Annotated in this window: 18 protein-coding genes; 8 read left to right on the top strand and 10 right to left on the bottom strand. The window is 69.0% G+C overall.

Annotated features, from left to right (window positions below; all coding sequences use genetic code 11):
- The first annotated feature begins 28 nt into the window (after nt 1-28).
- The 3 genes from MUG78_RS08125 (at nt 29) to MUG78_RS08115 (ending at nt 3,184) form a co-directional block, all read left to right on the top strand.
- On the top strand, nt 29-838 hold the full coding sequence (locus tag MUG78_RS08125; protein WP_246993730.1) for a maleylpyruvate isomerase N-terminal domain-containing protein: 810 nt from the start codon (nt 29-31) through the stop codon (nt 836-838).
- A gap of 65 nt (nt 839-903) precedes the next feature.
- Entirely contained in the window at nt 904-1,608 is a 705-nt protein-coding gene (locus MUG78_RS08120) for an SDR family oxidoreductase (RefSeq protein WP_246996925.1), read from the top strand.
- Nucleotides 1,609-1,639: 31 nt separating this feature from the next.
- Nucleotides 1,640-3,184 carry an AMP-binding protein gene (locus MUG78_RS08115; RefSeq protein ID WP_246993729.1) on the top strand — a complete coding sequence of 515 codons (1,545 nt, stop codon included), beginning with the start codon at nt 1,640-1,642 and terminating at the stop codon, nt 3,182-3,184.
- Nucleotides 3,185-3,311: 127 nt separating this feature from the next.
- On the opposite strand, the gene purT is transcribed toward MUG78_RS08115, so the two are convergent.
- The 3 genes from purT to MUG78_RS08100 form a co-directional block, all read right to left on the bottom strand.
- The gene (gene purT, locus MUG78_RS08110; RefSeq protein ID WP_372493164.1) at nt 3,312-4,658 is read right to left on the bottom strand and encodes a formate-dependent phosphoribosylglycinamide formyltransferase; all 1,347 of its coding nucleotides are present in this window, start codon (nt 4,656-4,658) and stop codon (nt 3,312-3,314) included.
- Between the two features lie 117 nt (nt 4,659-4,775).
- Nucleotides 4,776-6,389: an adenylate/guanylate cyclase domain-containing protein gene (locus tag MUG78_RS08105; protein WP_246993728.1), complete on the bottom strand. Its 1,614-nt coding sequence runs from the start codon at nt 6,387-6,389 to the stop codon at nt 4,776-4,778.
- A gap of 10 nt (nt 6,390-6,399) precedes the next feature.
- Nucleotides 6,400-7,686, bottom strand: a complete 1,287-nt coding sequence (locus tag MUG78_RS08100; protein WP_246993727.1) for an adenylosuccinate synthase — start codon at nt 7,684-7,686, stop codon at nt 6,400-6,402.
- 63 nt (nt 7,687-7,749) lie between these two features.
- Here MUG78_RS08100 and MUG78_RS08095 point away from each other — a divergent pair, with 63 nt between their 5' ends.
- Together MUG78_RS08095 and MUG78_RS08090 are read left to right on the top strand one after the other, a co-directional pair.
- Nucleotides 7,750-8,382: a hypothetical protein gene (locus MUG78_RS08095; RefSeq protein ID WP_246993726.1), complete on the top strand. Its 633-nt coding sequence runs from the start codon at nt 7,750-7,752 to the stop codon at nt 8,380-8,382.
- A 14-nt stretch (nt 8,383-8,396) separates the two neighbouring features.
- Nucleotides 8,397-9,173: a site-2 protease family protein gene (locus MUG78_RS08090; RefSeq protein ID WP_246996923.1), complete on the top strand. Its 777-nt coding sequence runs from the start codon at nt 8,397-8,399 to the stop codon at nt 9,171-9,173.
- 172 nt (nt 9,174-9,345) lie between these two features.
- Here MUG78_RS08090 and MUG78_RS08085 read toward each other — a convergent pair whose 3' ends face one another.
- From MUG78_RS08085 to MUG78_RS08075, 3 genes are read right to left on the bottom strand one after another with little or no spacing between them, the layout of a single operon-like run.
- Nucleotides 9,346-10,284: a cation diffusion facilitator family transporter gene (locus MUG78_RS08085; RefSeq protein ID WP_246993725.1), complete on the bottom strand. Its 939-nt coding sequence runs from the start codon at nt 10,282-10,284 to the stop codon at nt 9,346-9,348.
- A gap of 58 nt (nt 10,285-10,342) precedes the next feature.
- Nucleotides 10,343-11,491 carry an FUSC family protein gene (locus MUG78_RS08080; protein WP_246993724.1) on the bottom strand — a complete coding sequence of 383 codons (1,149 nt, stop codon included), beginning with the start codon at nt 11,489-11,491 and terminating at the stop codon, nt 10,343-10,345.
- Nucleotides 11,492-11,504: 13 nt separating this feature from the next.
- A complete protein-coding gene (locus MUG78_RS08075) occupies nt 11,505-11,957 on the bottom strand; it encodes a DUF3151 domain-containing protein (protein ID WP_246993723.1) in 453 nt (150 codons plus the stop codon).
- 124 nt (nt 11,958-12,081) lie between these two features.
- On the opposite strand from MUG78_RS08075, the gene MUG78_RS08070 reads away from it, so the two are divergent.
- The gene (locus MUG78_RS08070; protein WP_246993722.1) at nt 12,082-13,380 is read left to right on the top strand and encodes an Rv0361 family membrane protein; all 1,299 of its coding nucleotides are present in this window, start codon (nt 12,082-12,084) and stop codon (nt 13,378-13,380) included.
- A 103-nt stretch (nt 13,381-13,483) separates the two neighbouring features.
- Here MUG78_RS08070 and fbaA read toward each other — a convergent pair whose 3' ends face one another.
- Nucleotides 13,484-14,518 (bottom strand): class II fructose-bisphosphate aldolase, encoded by a 1,035-nt coding sequence (gene fbaA, locus MUG78_RS08065; protein ID WP_246993721.1) that lies wholly within the window; start codon nt 14,516-14,518, stop codon nt 13,484-13,486.
- A gap of 169 nt (nt 14,519-14,687) precedes the next feature.
- Between fbaA and MUG78_RS08060 the strand changes: the two genes are divergently transcribed.
- Both MUG78_RS08060 and MUG78_RS08055 read left to right on the top strand, forming a co-directional pair.
- On the top strand, nt 14,688-15,689 hold the full coding sequence (locus MUG78_RS08060; protein WP_246993720.1) for a DUF368 domain-containing protein: 1,002 nt from the start codon (nt 14,688-14,690) through the stop codon (nt 15,687-15,689).
- A 94-nt stretch (nt 15,690-15,783) separates the two neighbouring features.
- Nucleotides 15,784-16,527 carry a DedA family protein gene (locus MUG78_RS08055; protein WP_246993719.1) on the top strand — a complete coding sequence of 248 codons (744 nt, stop codon included), beginning with the start codon at nt 15,784-15,786 and terminating at the stop codon, nt 16,525-16,527.
- A gap of 91 nt (nt 16,528-16,618) precedes the next feature.
- Here the strand turns inward: MUG78_RS08055 and MUG78_RS08050 are convergent, their stop codons facing one another.
- The 3 genes from MUG78_RS08050 to MUG78_RS08040 are packed head-to-tail and all read right to left on the bottom strand — an operon-like array spanning nt 16,619 to nt 19,427.
- A complete protein-coding gene (locus MUG78_RS08050; RefSeq protein ID WP_246993718.1) occupies nt 16,619-17,470 on the bottom strand; it encodes an SDR family oxidoreductase in 852 nt (283 codons plus the stop codon).
- Between the two features lie 10 nt (nt 17,471-17,480).
- Nucleotides 17,481-18,242 (bottom strand): SDR family NAD(P)-dependent oxidoreductase, encoded by a 762-nt coding sequence (locus MUG78_RS08045; protein WP_246993717.1) that lies wholly within the window; start codon nt 18,240-18,242, stop codon nt 17,481-17,483.
- Between the two features lie 42 nt (nt 18,243-18,284).
- Nucleotides 18,285-19,427, bottom strand: a complete 1,143-nt coding sequence (locus MUG78_RS08040) for an acyl-CoA dehydrogenase family protein (RefSeq protein ID WP_246993716.1) — start codon at nt 19,425-19,427, stop codon at nt 18,285-18,287.
- Nucleotides 19,428-19,435 lie beyond the last annotated feature (8 nt).

Below are 19,435 nucleotides of genomic sequence, written 5' to 3'. Positions count from 1 at the left end.
CCCCGACCTCCCCGAAAGGAATCTCCGTATGTCCATCGCAGGACTGCGCGCGGCCACCGAACTCGCCGCGACCACCTCGACGATCCTCGATCGTCTCGAACCCGCGGACTGGGCCGCCGACAGCGCGTGCCGCGGCTGGCGCGTCCAAGATCTGGTCGGCCACCTGGGGTTGTTCTTCAACTTCATCGCTGACCCCGAACTCGTGTTCCCGGACAATCCCAGCGGTACCTCCGAGCGTCTCAACGACGCCGCCGTCGTCGAGCGGGCGGACTGGAGCACCGCGCAGGTGCACGACTACTACCTCGCACAGAGCGCAGCCGGTCTGGCCACCCTCGAGGCGTTGCAGAGTCCGGAGCTGCGCGACCAGCCGATCGAGATGCTCGATCTCGGCACCTACCGGCTGAGCCAGCTCGCCGACGCCGTGGCCTTCGACCACCTGGTCCACCTGCAGTCGGACCTGCTGGCACCGCACGGACCGGTCACCCTCGCGGTAGACCTTCCGGTCGCGGCGGCGATCGATCCCGCGATCGACTGGATGATGGCCGGGCTGCCGCCGATGTGCGGATCGTCGATCCGCGCGGCACTGACCGGACCGGTCGGCATCCACCTCACCGGCGCCACCGAACGGGCGTTCCAGGTCTCCGCCTCCGCGGACGTGGCCGACGGCGTGGCCGTCGACGAGGTGAGCGTCGAGGACCTGCCCGCGAACACCGTGCACAGCGACGCGCTCGCCTTCACCTCCTGGGCCACCCGACGCAGCGCCTGGCGCAGCGCCGCCCAGGTGCACGGCGACCCGGCCGCGGTGGCCGCCGTGCTCGACGCACTCGACATCGTCTGACTCGCCGCCCGTTCCCCCTCTCCGCCCTTCATCCCCCTCTGCAAAGGAATCACCGTGTCTGACCACTGCACAACAAAGTCGTTCTCATCACCGGAGTCGGCAGCGGCTTCGGCATCGCCGCCGACGTCACCGACCGAACCCAACTGCAGGCGGCCGTGGCGCGCGCGGTTCAGGAATACGGCGCCGTCGATGTGCTGGTGAACAACGCCGGGGTGATGCCGTTGGCGTACTTCGCCGACCACGCCCGGGCCGCCGACAAGTGGGACCGCGCCATCGACATCAACATCAAGGGCGTCGTGAACGGCATCACCGCCGTCTACGACCAGATGATCGAGCAGGGACGCGGCCAGGTCGTCAACATCTCGTCGATCTACGGCAACGCCGGGATCGCCGGCTCCGGCGTCTACAGCGCCACCAAGGCCGCGGTCACCGTGCTGTCGGACTCACTCCGCATCGAGTCCAAGGGCAAGATCAAGGTCACCACCGTCAAGCCGACCGGGATCACCGGCACCAACCTCGCCAGTTGGATCGTCAACGACACCGCCATCTACGGTCTCGTCGGCCAACGCAGCGCGGAGTACACCGAGCACCTCACCGCGCTGATGGACGGAGAGCTGCCCGCGGCGCTGGCCGACGACGACTCGATCCAGTACTGGCTGATCAAGCCCGAGGATCTCGCCGACGCCGTGGTCCACGTGATCGATCAGCCGTGGGGCATCAGCATCAGCGACATCACCGTGCGCGCCAGCGGCGAGGACTACCTGTACTGATCCGTCCCGACATCTGAAAGGGCCGTCCCCGATGACTCACCTCCCCCTGTTCCCCGACACCTACGCCCACACCGATCCGGATCGGCCCGCCTACGTGATGGCGTCGTCAGGACTCACCGTCACCTACGGCGAGCTGGTCGCCACGTCGCGTGCCGTCGCCGGTCTGCTGCACCAGCGCGGCTTGCGGCACGGCGACACGGTAGCCGTGCTGATGGAGAACAACGAGTACTACTTCCCCGTCGTCTGGGCCTTCCAGCGGGCCGGACTGCGATATGTGGCGCTGTCCACCCGCTTGTCGTCCGACGACGTCGCGTACATCCTGCGCGACGCCCGAGTGCAGACGCTGATCACCAGTCCGCACCACCTGGAGACGGCCCACGCCGCCGCTGAGGCGGCGGGTGTTCCGCATCTGTTCACCACCGGCGCCGACGTCGACGGCGCCGTCGCGCTGACCACCGCGATCGGCGGAGTGGAACCCCATCCCGATGAGGCCGAAGGCGCGGACCTGCTGTACTCGTCGGGCACCACCGGCCGACCGAAGGGGGTCGTCGCCGACCTGCCGTCAGCACCGTTGGGCAGTCCTCCCGGATTCACCACGCTGTTCCACGAACGCTGGGGCCTCGACGCCGACAGCGTGTACCTCTCCCCGGCACCGCTGTATCACGCCGCTCCGCTCCGGGTCGGCATGTCCGTGCACCGGTACGGCGGACTCGTGGTGGTGATGGAGTCCTTCGACGCCCAGTCGGCGCTGGATCTGATCGCCGAGCACCGGGTCACCGTGGCGCAGATGGTTCCGACCATGCTGCTGCGGATGCTCAAGCTGCCGCTGGAACGCCGCCGCGCCGCGGACCTCTCGTCGCTGCGCTGCCTGGTCCACGCCGCCGCACCGATGCCGCAAGCGGCCAAGCGACAGCTCATCGACTGGGTCGGGCCGATCGTCCGCGAGTTCTACTCGGCCACCGAGAACTACCTGTTCACCGAGCTCGATTCGGACGAGTGGCTGGCCCATCCCGGGTCGGTCGGCAAGCCTCTGGTCGGTGCGGTGCACATCCTGGACGGGGACGGCGGCCCCGTCGCGCCGGGGACCGTGGGCGAGATCTGGTCGGCGGGCGGGCCGAGCTTCGCGTACCTCAACGACGCCGCCAAGACCGCGCAAGCGCACAACGACCGTGGGTGGGCCACCGTCGGCGACCTCGGCTACCTCGACGCCGACGGCTACCTGTACCTGTCGGAACGACGATCCGACCTCATCCTGTCCGGCGGCGTGAACATCTACCCGCAGGAAGCCGAGAATCTCCTACTCGTCCATCCGGATGTGGCCGATGCGGCGGTCTTCGGTGTGGACCACGACGAGCTCGGACAGGTGGTGCACGGCGCCGTGCAATTGAGCCCCGGCGTCGCCGCCGATGCGGCGACGCAGGAGCGGCTGCTGCGTCACCTCACCGACCAGCTCTCCGGCTACAAGTGCCCGCGCGCACTCGACTTCGTGAGCCGACTGCCCCGGCTACCGACGGGCAAGCTCCTCCGGCGCGAACTCATGGAGCAACATCGGCAGGTCGCCGACGACCGTCAGTAGCGCGGCGGGGGCGGGCCGGCCGGACGCGGACCGCCGGGTCCGGCCGGACCGGGCATGCCGCGCGGCGGGCGCGGACCGCCCGGCGGGGGGCCCTGCGGCGGGAACGGCGGCCGACGGCCCGGCTGGGTCACTCCCTGCTGGGGTCCCCGCATGCGGTGCTCCCGGGGCGGGAACGGCGACGGCCCTGCGGCGGCACCGGCGGACGCACCACGGAGCACCGATCACGGTCTGCTCGGCGCAACGGGTTCGGGGGCGGACGGTCGGGGCCGCCGGGTCGGTGCCGCCGGAATCGGATCGTCGGCGGCCAGCGGATCACGAGGTCGGCGGCGTGGGCGGCACGTCGTCGTGCCTGGTCGGTGTCGACGCCGGTCGCGACGGCGACACCCATGCGCCGCGTGGCGAAGCTCTCCGGCTTGCCGAACAGCCGCAGATCCACCTGCGGGTCGGCGAGCGCCTGCGCGACCCCGGCGAACCGGATCGCCTCTTCGTCGTGCCGACCGTAGATCACCGCGGAGGCGCCCGGCGAGCGCATCTCGGTGGTCACCGGGAGGCCGAGGACCGCGCGCGCATGCAGTTCGAACTCGGACAGCCGCTGGGTCGCCAGCGTCACCAGCCCGGTGTCGTGCGGGCGGGGGCTGACCTCGGAGAAGAACACCTCGTCGCCCTTGATGAACAGTTCCACGCCGAAGACGCCGCGACCGCTGAACCGCTGATCGGCCGCGCCCATCGCCGAGACCACGCGAGCCGCGATCGACCGGGCCGCACCGTACGCGATCTCGCTCATCGGCTGCGGCTGCCAGCTCTCCACGTAGTCGCCGTCGCTCTGGCGGTGTCCGATCGGCTCGCAGAAGTAGGTCGCCAACTCGCCGGTGGCCGGATCCACCGCGCGCACCGTCAGGAGCGTCACCTCGTAGTCGAAGTCGACGAACCGCTCGACGATGACGCGTTTGCTGCTGACGCGACCGCCGGTCATGGCGATCTCCCACGCCGAGTCGACGTCGGCTTCGCTGCGCATCACCGACTGGCCCTTGCCCGAGGACGACATCACCGGCTTCACCACGCACGGATAGCCCACGCGGTACGCGCCCGCGCGCAACTCCTCGACGGTGTCGGCGAACAGGTACGCCGAGGTCGGCAGGCCCAGCTCCTCGTCGGCCATCCGACGGATGCCTTCGCGGTCCAGGGTCAGGGAAACGCCCTTGGCGCTGGGGATCACCTCGGCCAGACCCTCGGCCTCGACCGCGACCAGCGCGTCGGTGGCGATGGCCTCGATCTCCGGCAGCACGTAGCGGGGCCGGTGCTTGTCGATCACGGCGCGCACCGCGACCGGGTCCATCATGTCGATCACCTCGGCGGTGTGCGCGACCTGGTGCGCGGGCGCGCCCGCGTACCGATCGACGGCGATCACCTCCACGCCGAGTCGCTGCAGCGCGATGGTGACCTCTTTGCCGAGTTCACCGGACCCGAGCAGCATCACTTTCACCGCGGTGGGCGAGCAGGGGGTGCCGAATACTTCGGCGGGACCGAACGGGCCGAGGTCCGCGGCGGGTGCGGCGGCGTCGGTTCCTGAGGCGACGTCATGCCCCGCAGTCTACGGCGAACCCTCGCCCGACTCGCCCGCCGCCGCATTCGGGATCAGCCGCGGGACGTACAGCTGCGTCGGCTCGTCGCGCCCGCGCAGCACCACGCTCGCCACCGGCTTCCAGCGCGTGCGCTCGCTCGGTTCGGCGGCGTCGACCACGCGTCCGCTGGCCCAGGGCACCCGCGGGTCCTGCTTGGCCGATTCGGAGATCCGCGCGCTCTCGTTCACCGGATCGCCGATCACCGTGTATTCGAAGCGCGAGATGGCGCCGACGTTGCCGGCCACCACGGTGCCGTAACTCACGCCGATCCCGGCCTGCAGGTCGGGCACTTCGGTGCGCAGTCGTTGCGCGATCTCCCGGGCCGCCTGCAGCGCGGCGCCGGCCGGGTCGTCGATCACCACCGGAGCGCCGAAGATCGACAGGACGGCGTCGCCCTCGAATTTGTTGACCAATCCGTCGTTGCGTTCGGTGGCCTCGACGATCACCCCGAAGAACTGGTTCAGCAGGTCCACCACCTCGGTGGGCGAGCGTCGGGTGGCGAGCTGCGTGGACCCGATGACGTCGACGAAGACCACCGCCACCACGCGTTCGGCGCCGCCGAGCTCCGGATCGGCCGCCAGCGCGGCGGAGGCCACGTCGCGTCCGACGTGCCGGTTGAACAGGTCCCGCATGCGTTCCTGCTCGCGCAGGCCCGCGACCATGTTGTTGAAGCCGAACTGCAGTTCGCCGAGTTCGGAGGCGTCGTAGACCACCAGATCGTGCTCCACGGCCACGTCGCCGCCGCGCACCCGCGCCATCCCGGTGCGCACGCTGCGGATCGGGCCGGTGACGCTCCACGCGAACAGGATCATCACCAGCATGCCGACGCCCACGGCCACTGCGGTCAGCACGGTGACAGCGACGAAGACGTTCATCTTCGACGTCTCCGGGGAGAAGGCGGCGAAGAAGACCACCAGGAAGATTCCCACCAGCGGAACGCCGGTGCCCACCATCCAGGCCGAGAGGGCGCGCGAGCGCAGCGACGAGCCGCGCCAGCCCAGACCGGCCTGCAGGATCTTGGCCGAGACCGGGCGCAGCATGAGGTCGGTCAGCAGGTTGGAGATGGCGACCACCACCAGCCCGCACATGACGGTGATCAGCACGGCCTTCGGCACCAGTTCGGTGTCGACGGCGCCGTAGAGGAAGCCCAACAGCACCGCGGCGCCCAACCACAGCACGAACTGCATGCCCATCAGCCGACGGCGTGCGGCGAGGGTGCGGCGCACATCCACCGGCGTCGGAATCTGGTCATTGATCGACCACCGCAGCCCGCGTGTGACGATGACGGTGCCGAGCAGGGTGCCGATCAGCAGCGCACCAGCGGCGTAGACCGGAACAGCCACCACGTTGATCTGGAGCAGGTCGCGCCGCAGGAACGACGGTTCGGGGATGCCGACCGCGCCCAGCGACACCGCGATCACGATGCCGATCAGGTTCGCGAAGATCACCGCTCCGGTCAGCAGGACCTGAATCCGGACGCGGACCTGCCGGGGATCCTGGTCGGCCGAGCCCAGCAGGATGGAGCCGTAATCCCGGCTGATCCAGGACGCGCGGCGACGGGGTGTCGCGAACCTGCCGGGCACCGGAGTCCGGTCAGACCAGTTCGCGGCGCACGATCGTCTGATCCCGACCCGGGCCCACACCGATGCACGAAATGTGGGCGCCGGACAGCTCCTCCAGCCGCAGAATGTACTTCTGCGCGTTCACCGGGAGCTCGTCGAAGCTGCGGCAGCCCGAGATGTCCTCGGTCCAGCCGGGCATCGACTCGAAGATCGGCTTCGCGTGGTGGAAGTCGGTCTGGGTCATCGGCATCTCGTCGTGCCGCACGCCGTCGACGTCGTAGGCCACGCAGATCGGGATCTCCGCGATCCCGGACAGCACGTCGAGCTTGGTCAGGAAGTAGTCGGTGATGCCGTTGATGCGCGTCGCATAGCGCGCGATCACCGCGTCGAACCAGCCGCAGCGACGGGCGCGACCGGTGGTCACGCCCACCTCGCCGCCGGTCACGGCCAGGTACTCGCCCCACTCGTCGAAGAGCTCGGTGGGGAACGGTCCCTCGCCGACGCGCGTGGTGTACGCCTTCAGAATGCCCAGGACGGTCTCGATCTTGTTCGGACCGAGGCCTGCGCCCACGGCGGCGCCGCCGGCGGTGGGGTTCGACGACGTCACGTACGGGTAGGTGCCGTGATCCACGTCGAGCAGCGTGCCCTGGCTGCCCTCGAGGAGCACGGTCTCGCCGCGCTCGAGCGCCTGGTTCAGCAGCAGCTGGGTGTTGGCGATGCGGTGCTTGAAGCCTTCGGCCAGCTCCAGCGTCTCGTCCACCACCTGCTGGGCGTCGAGGCCCTTGCGGTTGTAGATCTTGGTGAGCACCTGGTTCTTGAACTCCAGGGCGGCTTCGACCTTCTGGGTGAGGATCTTCTCGTCGAGCACGTCGGCCACACGAACGCCGACGCGGGCGATCTTGTCCTGGTAGCACGGGCCGATGCCGCGACCGGTGGTGCCGATCTTGTTGTTGCCGAGGAATCGCTCGGTGACCTTGTCGATGGCCACGTGGTACGGCATCAGCAGATGCGCGTCCGCGGAGATCATCAGGCCGGTGGTGTCGACGCCGCGATCCTCCAGACCCTTGAGCTCGTTGAGCAACACCGACGGGTCCACGACCACGCCGTTGCCGATCACGTTGTTGACCCCCGGGGTGAGGATGCCGGACGGGATCAAATGGAGGGCGAAGGTCTCGCCGCTCGGCAGGACCACAGTGTGTCCCGCATTGTTTCCGCCCTGGTAGCGGACCACCCACTGGAGCTTTCCGCCCAGTAGATCGGTCGCCTTACCCTTGCCCTCGTCGCCCCATTGGGCACCGATCAGCACAATCGCAGCCATGTCAGGTGCTCCTCCTGTTCGCCGACAACCCTACTGGTTCGGCGACGCAGATACCCTATTGGAGTGGTATCGATCCAGATCGTCCCGCCGCCCGCGGGCAGCGAAGCAGCCGCCCTGACCCGCGTCGTCACCGCCGCGGTCGCCGACCCGAACGTGACCCGGCTGATCGTGACGCCGCCGCCGGAGGAGGCCCTTCCCGACGTCGCACTGTCGGCGGTGGTAGGCGTGCTGATGCGCCACGAACGCCTCGATCTGGAGATCGCCTACGTGGCGCCAGTCGCCACACGCGCCACCAGGATCTACCGGCTGCCGCACGGCGCCGAAGCTCTTGCGCTCGCGGAAAACGGTGTGGCGCAAGAGCTTCCGCTGATCCGCGACGACGCCGCCACCGTCCTGGTGGGCCGGGCCCGACATCTGGGCGCCGAGGGCGCCAAACTGCACGGCGAGACCTACGTCGATTCGGAGCGACTGTTCGACGGCGACGTCCGCGGCGTGGTGATCGAGCCGCTGCCGGAGCTGCCGGGCGTGCGGGCACGCCGGGATCGACGACTCCCCGGCGGCTGGGTGACCGGCCGCGCCGCACAGACCGGTGGCACCAATCTCGTCGTCGAACGCGAAGGCGTGCTGACCGAGCGCGTGGTGAAGCGCTCGACGTTCTACCGCCACCACCTGAACTGGAAGCTGGTCTGCCCGTGACCCCCACGCCCACGATGACCGCGCTGCGCGCGGTCCGGCCCGGCCCGGTGTTCCTCGGTCTGGTCGTGGCCACCGTGGCCGGCGGCATCATGCTGTGGCAGAGCGGATTCGAACGCTCGGCGATGTCGATCGGCGGCATGTGGCTGTTGATCCTCGGCGGCTGGGTGATCTCGCTGTGCCTGCACGAGTTCGCGCACGCCTTCACCGCCTTCCGCTACGGCGACCGGTCGGCGGAACTGCGCGGCTACCTCACCCTGGATCCGCGCAAGTACACCCATCCGGGACTGTCGTTGGGACTGCCGCTGCTGATCATCGTGCTCGGCGGCATCGGTTTCCCCGGCGGCGCGGTGTACCTGCACACCGCCGGCATGACCAACGGGCAGCGCACCCGCGTCAGCCTGGCCGGCCCGGCCACCAACCTGGCCCTCGGCATCGTGCTGCTGCTGGCGGTGCGCTTCATCCCGCTGTCGGAGGAGTACGGGAACCTGCTCGGCGGCCTGACCATGCTCGCGTTCCTGCAGATCACGGCGACCGTCTTGAACCTGATTCCGGTGCCCGGCTTCGACGGCTACGGCGCGATCGAGCCCTACCTGTCGCCGCAGACCCGGCAGAGCGCCGCGAAGATCGCGCCGTGGGGCTTCCTGCTCGTCTTCGCGCTGCTGTTCATTCCGTTCCTGAACCGCGCCTTCTTCGACGTCATCTACGCGATCATCGGACTGTTCGACGTCCCGACTGCGCTGATCTCGGTGGGCTGGCGCCTCTTCCTCTTCTGGGACTACCTCCCCCTGTAGGCCGCACAGGCGCCACTCCCCCACAAAGGCGGCAGTCGCCGTCAGAGGCGGCCGCCCCGGCTGCCGCTTCTGGTGCGGGCTGCCGCCTCTGGGCCTGACTGTCGCCTTTGGGCCGGGCAGCCGCTGGCGGGTCGGGCCGCCGCCTGTGCGTTGGGCTGCCGCTTTCAGCCGCTCACCAGGTCAGCTCTTCGCAGCAGTCGCTCTGGTCGGCCGACGGATTCACCTGCACCGTGGCGTGCACCAGACCGTGCTCAGTGAGGACGGCCCGCGCCTGATGCAGCACGCGGGAGTAGTCGCCGTCGCTCACCACGTGCACGGTGGCCACGTCCATCCCGGTGGTCACCGACCAGACGTGCAGATCGTGCACGTCCAGCACACCGTCGACGGCGAGGAGCTCTTCGCGCAGGGCGGCGACGTCGATGTGGTCCGGCGCCTGCTGGTTGAGGATCTTCAACGCGTCCTTGGCCAGGCGCACGGCGCGCGGCACCACCCAGAGCGCGATGAGCACGGCGACCACCACGTCGGCGTACCGCCACCCGGTGGTCATCGTGACCACGCCGGCGGTGAGGACGCCCACGCTGCCGACGGCGTCGGCGAGCACTTCGAGGTAGGCCCCGCGAACCGCGATCGACGCCTTGGCGTCGGCACGCAGCAGCAGCATCACGACCACGTTGACGGCCAGACCGATCAGCGCGACGATCACCAGCGTCGCACCGGGGATCTCGGGCGCCTCGCCGCCGATCCGTTCGACGGCCTCGTAGAGAATGAACGCCCCCACGCCGATCAGCAGGATCGCGTTGAGCACGGCGGTGAAGACTTCGGCGCGGAACCAGCCGAAGCTGCGCGAGTCGGTGATCCGCCCGTGGCGGGACAGCAGCAACGCGCTCAGCCCCATGGACAGTGCGACCACGTCGGTCAGCATGTGCCCGGCGTCGGCGATCAGCGCCAGCGACTCGATGGCGATACCGACGAAGAGTTCAACGAAGAAGTAGGAGCCGATCAGCCCGACGGCCAGGACCATCGGCCACAGTCGGCGCCGTGACCCACCGGCTGCCAACTCCGCCGCACTCGGCCCGTGCGAATGACCCTCATGGCCATGCGAAGTGCCCATAACCTCAATATATGCGCGTTTACGCATATATGGCAAGCCCCTCAGTCCCCCGTGCGGATCAGCCGATACGCAGCTGCGCGATCGCCGACTCCCTCTTCAGTCCGGCCACCATCAGCATGTCCACCAGCAGGGAACGCAACTCCACCAGCAGCGCCATCTCCGAGATATCGCCGCCGCCCGCCTCGATGAGCTTGCGGGTGTCGTCGATCGCGGGGCGGGCCCGGCGCACGATGGTGCGCAGTTCACGGGCCGCATCGGCCGCATCCGGCGAGCCGCCCGGCTCGGCCAGCATCAGGCGACGGAGGATTTCGAAGCCGTCGGGAAGGGCGGTGATCAGGTTGAGCACCGCCGGTTCCACCGCGACACCCCGCTGGGTGAGGCCCAGCGCCCGACGCGCACAGATCCGAAAATCCCGCATGGCGTTGTCGAGCGGCTCACCGGTCGCGGCGATCTTCGCCAGCCGGGACCGTTCGAACCAGTAGAGCGGGGAGATCCAGCCCACCTCGCGACCGGCCCGCATATTGGCGAACATTGAGTCGATCTGATGCTGCGTCGTGCGCGCGTGGGCCAGGACCCGATACACACCGTCCTCGTCCTCGTCGGCGAGAGCGCGGCCCAGGTCGCGGGAGAGGTCACGCAGCGTCGCCAGCAGATCGGCCGCGTCGCGGCGCGCACGGTGGGCCGGATTGAACGGCACCAACGCGCCGATCGCCAGGGCCACCCCGGCACCGACCATCGCGTCGATGGCCCGTTCGTAGCCGGCGGCGTCGCCGGGCGGGAGCAGCGTGGCGACCAGCACCGCGGAGGCACCGGCCTGGTTGGTCATCATCGGCGCGCCGTCGACCAGCACCGCGGCCGACATGGCCACCACCACCACGACACCGATCTGCCACGGCCCGGAGCCGATCACCGAGATCACCAGATCGCCGACGGCGATGCCGATGAGCACCCCGGCGATCAGTTCGATCGAGCGCCGCCACCGCTTGGCCAAGACCAGGCCGAGGGAGGCGACGGCGGCGATCGGCGCGAAGAACGGGCGCTGGTGATGGAGCAGGTCGAAGGCGATGTACCAGGCGAGACCACCGGCGATCGCGCACTGCAGGATCGGCACCAGGGAGAGCCCGAGGCGCCGCACCCGCTTGGCCACCGGTTTCGGCAGCCGATCGATCAGGCGCGAGCGGGTAGCCCGCATCCGATCGACGGTCATGACACGAGTGCCGTCAGTCCAGGCCGAGTTCGGCGATGGCCCGCGGATCGCTGTCGTTCAGCAGATCCAGGCACCGCAGGTACTCGTCTTCTTCACCGATCATCTGTGCAGCCCGCGCCAGCGACCCGACGCAGCGCAGGAAGCCGCGGTTGGGTTCATGGCTCCACGGCACCGGACCGTAGCCCTTCCAGCCGTGGCGGCGAAGCTGATCCAGACCGCGGTGGTAGCCGGTCCGGGCATAGGCGTAGCCGGCCATCTGACGAGCACGATCCGGCTCTGCCGACGAGTCGGCGTCGGCGAGGCCGTCGAGCGCAGCCTCGGCCAGATAGGCCCAAGCGATCGAGGCGGCCGGGTACTCGGCCGCTACCGCGGCCGGGTCGGCGCCGTTGAGCAGATCGCTTTCGGCGTCGTCGTCTCCGGTCAAAAGCGTCGGCGGGGGTCCCAGGAGGTCTCCGAATGAGGTCACCCCGCCATTCAATCACTCCGCGGGCCCGCCCGGCCCGACGCGGCGATCCGAGGATTCGTTACTCTCGTCGTTGTGTCGCCGCCCGTGGCACGCCGACTCCCTTGAGAAGTAGGAACGACGCAGCATGACTCCGGACAACGACAAGAACAGCGCCGTACAGAAGGTCGTCGACGCCTTCCGCGCCCGCCGCGCCGGCGAGTCCGATCCGGCCGCTGCCGAACCCACGGACACCCCGGACACTCCCGACACAGGCGCGGACGGCGACGCCGCGGCGCCCGCCGAGACCAGCGTGATCAAGATCGAGCCGGGCCAGACGCCCGGCGGCGGCGACTCCGAGTCGCCCACCAAGGCCTTCGCCATTCCCGCGGCCGCTGCTGCCGCGGCCGCTGCTGCCGCCGGCCAGGACACCGAGGAGACCCCGCTGCCCGAGGTCGACGGCGACGAGGACCCCGAGGACGAGGCCGCCGAGCCGGAGTCCGACGACGCGACCGAAGAGGCCCCGGCAGAAGAGGCCCCCGCAACGGAAGACCCGGCCGACGAGGCGCCCGCCGACGACGAGGCCGACGACGAAGCCACCACCGACGAAGCAGCTGCCGACGAGGCCCCCGCCGACGACCCGGCGACCGACGAGCGGGAGACCACCGTCGTCGCGATTCCCGGCACCGGCGAGCGCGCCGAGACCCCGGCCCGCCGCGACGTCGAGTCGGTCGATCCCGATGCCGACCCGCGCGGGCCCATCGTCGAGCACCCGATCGAGCTCGGCGAGACCGAAGCCGACGCGGATGCCGCGTCCGACGAGGCCGCATCCGACGAGTCGGCGACCGAGATCATCGACGCCGCCGCTGTCAGCGCCGCCGCCAACGCCGCGGCACCCACCGAGCAGATCGCGGTGCCCGACGACGTCGCCGCCGCGGCAGCCGCCGAGACCAAGCCCGCCGAGCAGGCCTGGTCCACCTCCGCGCATCAGCCGGAGGTGATCGCCCCGGCCACCACCGACGAGCCGAAGAAGGGCCGCGCGGGCCTGTGGGCCGCGATCGTCGTGGCCCTGGTCATCGTGGCCGCTGTGCTCATCTGGTTCTTCGGCTTCAACGAGTCCGAGCAGGACAAGGTGGCCGATGCCGCCGAGACCTACCAGACCGCGATGGCCGACGGCGACCTGGAGGCCCTGAAGGCCATCACCTGCGGCGAGCAGTACGCGATCTACGCCGACATGTCTCCGGAGGAGTTCACGCAGGCGTACGAGTCGCAGAAGAGCCGCAACCAGATGATGCTCTTCAAGGACGTCAACGCGGTCGCCATCGACGGTGACACCGCCCGCGTCGGCGTCGACGTCTACAGCACCGACGACCCCAACACCACCACCTCCGCGCAGGTGACGCTGAGCAAGGTCAACGGTGAGTGGAAGGTCTGCGCCAAGCCGTAGCCGCAGTCGGCACAGCCCGCGCTGCCCCGGCACCGCCGAAAGCAAAACGACAATCCCCCGCCCTTCGCGAGAAGGACGGGGGATTTTTATGCTGCCGGGATGATCAGGCGCTGATCGACTTGCCCGCCGACTTGAGGTCGTTGCACGCCTCGATGACGCGCTCGGTCATGGCGGCTTCGGCCTTCTTCAGGTAGCTGCGCGGGTCGTAGACCTTCTTGTTGCCCACCTCGCCGTCGACCTTCAGCACACCGTCGTAGTTGCTGAACATGTGGCCGGCCACCGGGCGGGTGAACGCGTACTGGGTGTCGGTGTCGACGTTCATCTTGATGACGCCGTAGCTCAGCGACTCCTCGATGTCCTCGGTCGACGAGCCCGAACCGCCGTGGAAGACGAAGTCGAAGGGCTGACTGCCCGGCTCCAGGCCGAGCTTGGCGACCGCGGCGTTCTGGCCATCCTTGAGAACCGACGGCTTCAGCTTCACGTTGCCCGGCTTGTAGACGCCGTGCACGTTGCCGAAGGTTGCGGCCAGCATGTACTGGCCCTTCTCACCGACGCCGAGGGCGTCGACGGTCTTCTCGAAGTCCTCGATCGAGGTGTACAGCTTGTCGTTGATCTCGGCTTCGACGCCGTCCTCTTCGCCGCCGACGACGCCGATCTCCACCTCGAGGATGATGTTGGCCTTGTTGCTGAGCTCCAGCAGTTCCTTGGCGATCTCGAGGTTCTCGTCGATCGGCACGGCCGAGCCGTCCCACATGTGCGACTGGAACAGCGGGTTCTGGCCGTTGTCGACGCGCTCCTGCGAGATGGCCATCAGCGGACGCACGAAGGTGTCGAGCTTGTCCTTGGGGCAGTGGTCGGTGTGCAGCGCGACAGTGATGTCGTACTTGGCGGCGATCACGTGCGCGAACTCGGCGAGCGCCACGGCACCGGTGACCATGTCCTTCACCCCGAGACCGGAGCCGAACTCGGCACCGCCGGTGGAGAACTGGATGATGCCGTCGCTGCCCGCGTCGGCGAAGCCCTTGATCGCGGCGTTGACGGTCTCCGAAGAAGTGCAGTTGATGGCCGGGTAGGCGTAACCGCCCTCCTTGGCCTTAGCGATCATCTCGATGTACTGCTCGGGCGTTGCGATGGGCATCAGAATCCTCCAACGAATATGGGCCGCATTCAGGCGTTTCTTGTCGCCCTCTAGTATGCCGGTAACCCCTGCGCGATGAGTCATGCCCCCGGGAAGGCCACCAATCTCACAGCGATCAGGCAGGCCGCAGGGTCCGCTTCGGCCGAAATCAGCGGTAACCTGGGGCCTCGTGATCGATGCAACGCCCCCACCGACGACGTCGGACGAACCCGCCGCGACCGCAGCTGCTGCGTCCGAACCTTCTGGTTCCGAACCTCTTGGGACCCGCCAGTCCCCCGGCGAATTCATCGCCAACCTGATCCGCGGGGCGCTCATCGGCATCGCCGAGACCATCCCCGGTGTCTCCGGCGGCACCATCGCCCTGGTCACCGGCATCTACAGTCGGCTGATCGCCGCCGCCAAACACCTGACCGACGTCGGCAAGGCCCTGCTGACCCGCGGCGACTGGAAGACCGCCGCGCGCCAGGTGGACTGGCGACTGCTGATCCCGGTGGCGATCGGCATGGCTCTGGTGGTCTTCTCCATCGCCGGGCTCATGGAGTCGTTCGTCACCGATCAGCCCGTCGCCTCCAAGGCCCTGTTCATGGGCATGATCGCGATGTCGGTGGTGATCCCGTTCCTAGAGATCACCCCCGGTTCGCTGTCGACCACGTCCTCGCGCTGGAGCGCGGTGGCCTGGTTCGTCGGCGCCGCCGCCGCCGTGGGCGTGCTCACGTCGCTGCCCCGCTCGGAGATCACCGATCCCGCGCTGCCCCTGGTTTTCGTGGTGGCCGCTGTCGCGATCTGCGCCCTGGTGCTGCCCGGCGTCTCCGGCTCCTTCGTGCTGCTGGTGGTGGGCCTGTACGCCGCCACCATGAACGCCGTCGACAACCTGGACTTCGCCTACCTCGCCGTGTTCGCGCTGGGCGCGATCTTCGGTCTCGTCGTCTTCGTCCGCGCCCTCGAGTGGGTGCTGGCCCATCACCACACCATCGCCATGGTCGCCGCGGCCGGCCTGATGACCGGTTCGCTGCGCGCACTCTGGCCGTGGCAGGACGACAACGGCGGCCTGCAGGCCGCGGGCGACGACTGGCCGATGGCGCTCGGCCTGTTCGCGGTGGGCGCCGGGCTGGTCGCCATCGTCGCCTACTTCCAGCGCAAGCAGTACAGCGTCGACGCGGCCGGGGCCTGACACTCCAGGAACCGGAACTCCCGGGCCTCTTCTGCTGAGGTCGTGACCTGGCGCTCAGGGGTTTGCCAGGCACCGCCGGGTATCCTTTCCGTTCGTGATCGAAACCGTCCTCGCTCAAACCACCACGGAACTGGCCCTGCTGCCCAGCTTCCTCGACCCGGTGAACCTGCTGAACTCGTTCGGCGGATGGATTCTGGGTGGCCTGCTGCTCGTGGTCTTCATCGAGTCAGGACTGCTGTTCCCCCTGTTGCCCGGCGACTCCCTCCTGTTCACCGCGGGTCTGATCGTGGCGGCGAAATCGGCCGAGGTCGAGCCGTTCGCGCCACTGTGGGTGCTGCTGGTGACGATTCCGATCGCCGCCTTCCTCGGCGATCAGGTGGGCTATTTCATCGGCAACAAGCTTGGCTATTCGCTGTTCAAACCGGGCAACAAGTTCCTCAAAGAGGCCTACATCATCGAGGCGCACGAGTTCTTCGAGAAGCACGGTCCGATCACCATCGTGCTGGCCCGTTTCGTGCCGATCGTCCGCACCTACGCACCGCTGGTCGCCGGTGCCGCTCGCATGCGGTACTCGATCTTCCTCACCTACAACATCGTCGGCGCTGTGCTGTGGGGCTGCGGCGTCACGCTGCTGGGCTACTTCCTCGGCCAGATCCAGTTCATCGCCGACAACGTGGACTTCATCTTCATCATCATCGTGCTGATCTCGGTGATGCCGATCTTCTACGAGGTCTTCAAGCGCTGGCGCGCCAGCCGCGCGCCGATCGTCGAGACGCCGGTCGACTTCGACGAGCCGATCGACCCGCCCGCGCACCGGAGCCAGCGCCCCGAGGCCTGACCGGCTGGGCCGCCGCGACACGGCCACCAACAGCAAGAACACCGCCCGCAACGCTGACCAGCGTTGCGGGCGGTGTTCTTGCTGGGTGCTGCTAGGCGCGTTCCATCCAGAAGTCGAGTTCCAGCTCGTCGACCGGTCCGGGGCCCACCTGGTACTTCGCCAGGTCGGTGACACCGGCCGCGGTCAGCACCTCGTCGTCGATGTAGAACTGCCCGGTCGGGCCGCCCGCCGGACGCGTCAGGATCGCCAGCGCGGCGTCGGCCATGATCTCCGGGGTCCGGCTCGCCGAGATCAAGTTCTCGCCGAGAATGTTCTGCACCGCGGCGGTGGCGATGGTGGTGCGCGGCCACAGCGAGTTCACCGCGACGCCGTCGGCCCGCAGTTCCTGCGCCAAACCGAGCGTCACCAACGACATCGAGAACTTCGAGATGGTGTAGCCGGTGCCGATCTCGTCGAACCACTTCGGGTCCAGATTCAGCGGCGGCGACAGCGTCACGATGTGCGCGTTGTCGGACTTGCGCAGGTGCTCGATCGCCAGCTTGGACAGCAGGAACGACCCGCGCGCGTTGATGTCCTGCATGAGGTCGTACTTCTTCATGCCGAGGTCTTCGGTGCGGGTGATGTCCAGCGCGCTGGCGTTGTTCACCACGATGTCGATGCCGCCGAAGCGGTCGACGGTCTGCGCGACGGCCGCGGCCACCTGCTCGTCGTCGCGGATGTCGCCGACGATCGGCAGGGCCTGCCCGCCGGCTTCCTCGATCGCGGCGGCCGCGGTGAAGATGGTGCCGGGCAGCTTGGGATGCGGCTCGGCGGTCTTGGCGATGAGGGCGATGTTCGCGCCGGCCGCAGCGGCCTTGAGCGCGATCGCTTCGCCGATACCGCGGCTGCCGCCGGACATGATCAGGGTGCGTCCGGCGAGCGGACGGGAGTTCGTGTCAGTCATGGCGCGCCCCCTACTTCGGTGCCATGCGGATGGCGCCGTCGAGACGGATCGTCTCGCCGTTGAGCATGCCGTTCTCGACGATGTGCACCACCAGCGCGGCGTACTCGACGGCCTTGCCCAGGCGCGACGGGTGCGGCACCTGCTGGCCCAGCGAAGCCTGCGCGGCTTCGGGCAGACCGGCCAGCATCGGGGTCTCGAAGATGCCCGGCGCGATGGTCATCACGCGGATCGCCGAGGAGGCGAGTTCGCGGGCGATCGGCAGCGTCATCGCGGCCACCGCGCCCTTGGACGCGGCGTAGGCGGGCTGGCCGATCTGGCCGTCGAAGGCCGCGACCGAGGCGGTGTTGACGATCACGCCGCGGTCGCCGTCGACCGGCTCGTTGCCGACCATGGCGGCGGCCGCCAGGCGGATCACGTTGAACGTGCCGACCAGGTTGATCGCGACGACGCGCTCGAAGGTCTCCAGCGGCAGCGGGCCGCCGCGGCCCAGGACCTTGCCCGGGGTGCCGACGCCGGCACAGTTCACCACGACGCGCAGCGAGCCCAGCTCGGTGGCGGCGGCGACGGCGGCGGCCACGTCGGTCTCGGAGGTCACGTCGGCGGGGACGAAGACCGCGCGCTCGCCGAGGGCAGCGGCCGCGGCGGCGCCGTCGGAGTTCGGGAGGTCCACGAGCACCACGGCTGCGCCGGATTCGTAGAGTGCCCGGGCGGTGGCGTTGCCGAGACCGGAGGCGGCACCGGTGACGAGGGCGACGGAGTCAGTCAACTTCACAGATTGTTCCTTCTTGGACGAGCGGATGGTTGGGGTGAGTGGTCAGAGCGCGGCGAGGCCGCGGGCGATCACCAGACGCTGGATCTGGTTGGTGCCCTCGAAGATCTGGGTGATCTTCGCTTCGCGCATGAAACGTTCGACGCGGAAGTCGCGGGTGTAGCCATTGCCGCCGAAGACCTGCACGGCGTCGGTGGTCACCTTCATCGCGGTGTCGGTGGCGACGAGCTTGGCCACCGAGGCCTGGCGCGAGTACGGCAGGCCGCGGTCCCGGCGTCGCGCCGCATCGAGGTAGGTGGCGCGCGCGGAGTCGACGGCCGCGGCCATATCGGCGAGGAAGAAACCCAGGCCCTGGTGCTCGATGATGGCCTTGCCGAAGGTCTCGCGCTCCTTGGCATAGGCGACGGCGGCGTCGAGCGCGGCCTGCGCGATACCGGTGGCCACCGCCGCGATGCCGAGACGGCCGGAATCCAGTGCACTGAAGGCGATTTGGAGACCCTGCCCCTCGGCCCCGAGACGACGGTCGGCGGGCACGAGGGCATCCTCGTAGGTGGCCGACGTGGTGGGCACGGCGGCCAGACCCATCTTCTCCTCGGGCTTGCCGAAGCTCAGGCCCGCGGTGTCGCCGGGGACCAGGAAGCACGAGATGCCCTTGGAGCCTTCACCGGTGCGGGCGAAGAGGTTGTAGGCGTCGGCGATCCCGCCGTGCGTGATCCACGCCTTGGTGCCGTTGATGCGGTACTCGTCGTCGACCCGCGTGGCACGGCACTGCAGCGCCGCCGCATCCGAGCCGGCGTCGGGTTCGGACAGGCTGTAGGCGCCGATGGCCTCACCGCCGAGCATGCCGGGCAGCCACTGGGCCTTCTGCTCCTCGGTGCCATAGGTGGCGAGCGGGAAGCACGACAGCACGTGCACGCTCATCGCGACGCCGACCGCCGCCCAGCGGGCGCCGATCTCTTCGAGGACCTGCAGGTACACCTCGTACGGCTGGTCGCCGCCGCCGTACTCCTCCGAGTACGGGAGGCCGAGCAGACCGGCCTCGCCGAGCGTGGCGAACACGCCTTCCGGATAGGTCTCGGCCTTCTCGTGCTGGTCGACGATGGGATCGAGCACCTTGTCGGCGATGTCGCGGGTGAGCTCGATGAGGGCGTGGGCCTCATCCGAAGGAAGCAGGCGGTCGACCGGCATGGGACATC

Source organism: Gordonia alkaliphila, from assembly GCF_023017165.1.
In the GTDB taxonomy this organism is placed as follows: Bacteria; Actinomycetota; Actinomycetes; order Mycobacteriales; family Mycobacteriaceae; genus Gordonia; species Gordonia alkaliphila.
The sequence above is the reverse complement of the archived record's forward strand: the minus strand, read 5'-3'. Positions and strand labels throughout refer to the sequence as shown.